Raw genomic sequence first — 1,433 nt, forward strand, 5'->3', positions numbered from 1 at the left:
TAGCCCCCGAAAGTTGGACTGGTTTTATTTTAGGCGGCTGAGGCTTCAAGGGTCTGATTCCGGTATTGCATCGGAGTCAGGCCCTTGAGTCGTTGTTGGATGCGTTCGGTGTTGTACCACCCGATGTACTCATCGATCGCCTGAGTGAATTCTGCGACGGTGTCGAAGACTTCACCGTGGTACATCTCGGTTTTCACGTGGCCGAAGAAGTTCTCCATGACGGCGTTGTCGTAGCAGTTAGCTTTACGCGACATCGACTGAACACCACCGTTGTTATGAATCAAGTTGCGCCAGGATGAATGCTGATACTGGAAGCCTTGGTCAGTGTGGATCATCCACCCGGGTTCAGGCGTAGAAACCGCGATTGCCTTGGTCAAAGAGTCAGCGGTAAACGCTGTCGAGGGCGATGTAGCCACAGTGTGGGCAACGATTGAGCGGTCGAACAGATCCATCACCGGTGACAGGTAGACCTTGCGGCCCGCGACCCTGAACTCGGTGACATCACTGACAAAGACGGTATTTGGCTTATCCGGAGTGAACTTACGGTCAAGTACGTTCTCAGCAATATGACTGATCGTCCCAGCATAGGAAACATACGGCCTGCGCTGGCGGATCTTAGCTCGAAGCCCCATCTCGCACATGAGCTTGTAGACGAGTTTGTGGTTGATCACCCAGCCTTGGTTACGCAGTTCTAGTAATACTCGCCGATAGCCGTAGCGATGTTTGTTGCGCTCGAAGCTTTCCCGGATCGCTTGCTTGAGTGCCGCGTGCTTATCTGGCTGGCTGAGTCGTTTCTGGTGGTAGAAGAACGTCGACCGTGGGATACCTGCTGCCTCTAAGAGATATTCCAAGCGGTGGTGGGACTTGAGGATGACAATCGCCTGGACTTTCAAGCGTGTCCCTGATTCCTCAAGTCCCGCAATTTTTTTAGATAGGCGTTTTCCGCTTCCAACCGCTCAACCTGGCGACGTAGCTTTTCCTCTTCAGTCAAAACCTTAGGCTTGCTAGATCCTCTAGGCCTGCCCTTCGGCTTCGGACGTAGCGCCTCGTCACCGTCTTTACGCCATTTCCGCGACCAAACCTCTACGAGACGGTCTGAGGACAGGCCAAACTCACGCGCAAGATCCATCTTTGTCTCGCCGGCAAGGTGACGCTCGACAACTTCCTTTTTGGTTTCGAATGGGTACTGCTGCTTTGTCGGTTTCTCCACAAGACATAGCCTGCCATGCAGCTGAAACCGCCGATAGAGGGCGCGCGTTGCATCTCTTGAAACCCCGACTACCCTCGCAGCAGCTTGGCTCCCCATGCCCTGCTCGAAACACTCCACCAACCATTCACGCTGAGACTCACTCAACGAACTACGTGAATGCATAAAACTGCTCCCCACTAATCGGTAACTGAATTTCTCAGTCCAACTAATGGGGAGCAGTTCA

General features: G+C 53.2%; 1 pseudogene. It reads right to left on the minus strand.

What is annotated here, in order from left to right:
* Positions 1 to 29: 29 nt before the first annotated feature.
* A pseudogene (locus HMPREF0183_RS12670) lies at positions 30 to 1,219 on the minus strand (IS3 family transposase); the annotation flags it as partial.
* Positions 1,220 to 1,433 lie beyond the last annotated feature (214 nt).

Origin of the sequence: Brevibacterium mcbrellneri ATCC 49030, from assembly GCF_000178455.1 — a bacterium.
GTDB classification, from domain to species: domain Bacteria; phylum Actinomycetota; class Actinomycetes; order Actinomycetales; family Brevibacteriaceae; genus Brevibacterium; species Brevibacterium mcbrellneri.